This window comes from Streptomyces capoamus, from assembly GCF_014654935.1.
Taxonomy (GTDB): Bacteria; Actinomycetota; Actinomycetes; order Streptomycetales; family Streptomycetaceae; genus Streptomyces; species Streptomyces capoamus.
On sequence record NZ_BNBF01000052.1, the window covers coordinates 2,502 to 3,422 of the forward strand.

At 75.5% G+C, this 921-nt stretch carries 1 protein-coding gene; it reads right to left on the bottom strand.

Annotated elements, in window-relative coordinates; genetic code table 11:
- Positions 1–236: 236 nt before the first annotated feature.
- A partial coding sequence (locus IE312_RS37465; protein ID WP_229900923.1) for an alpha/beta fold hydrolase occupies positions 237–921 on the bottom strand: 685 nt, incomplete at its 5' end.

Genomic DNA, 921 nt, shown 5'->3' on the forward strand with positions numbered 1-921 from the left:
TCCCTCGGCTGCGCGCACTGGCCGGGGCGTGCGGGGTGCGGGAACTCATGGTGAACACGCTGACGCAGGACCCCGCCGACCGGGTCCGCTCCTACCGGTTGCTGGCCGAGGGGTTCGGGCTGTCCGGTACGCGCCCCCAGCCGTCCGTGGTCGCGGCGGCGGCCGGCTGAGCGCGCCGGCCGCACGCGGAGGGGCCCCGTCCTCGCAAGGACGGGGCCCCTTCGCGCACGGCGGTGTCAGTCCAGGAAGTCGCCGATCAGCTCGGCCAGTTGCCGTGGCTTCTCCAGCAGGACGTTGTGCCCGCTGTCGAGTTCGGCGTACCGGGATCCGGCGATGCCGGCGTGCAGTTCCCTGGCGTGGGAGACCGGGACGACCTGGTCCCGGTTCGCGCCGACGACGAGGGTCGGGGCGAGGATGCGCGGGAGGCGGTCGCGGATGTCGGCGACGAGGTCCAGATCGAGCTGGCGGCGGGCGCCCTCGGTGACCACGGGGGCGGCGGCGAGGGCGTGCAGTCGCTCGCCGCCCAGGGCCGCCAGGTAGTCGGGCGAGTGCGCGAGCAGCGTGATGAACCGCTGGTAGGCCCACTCGTCGGTCTCGGCGAGGTGGCGCCACAGCCCCAGGGCCATCGACTGGCGCGGGTCGTCGTTGCGGGCCCAGCCGACGATCAGGACCAGACGCCGGACGAGCTCGGGGCGGTCCGCGGCGAGCGCCGCCGCGACGACGGCTCCGAGGGAGGCCCCGGCGACGTCCACCGGTCCCGCGGAGCGGTGCTCCACGACGGTGGCCAGCTGGGCGGCCAGGGCGTCGACGGTGAGGCGGCCCCCGGCCGGGAGCGGGGTGCGCCCGCTGCCGGCGTAGTCGGGCAGGATCAGGGTGCGGTGCTGTGCCAGGTGGGGTTCCAGCAGGACGAAGTTGGAGGCG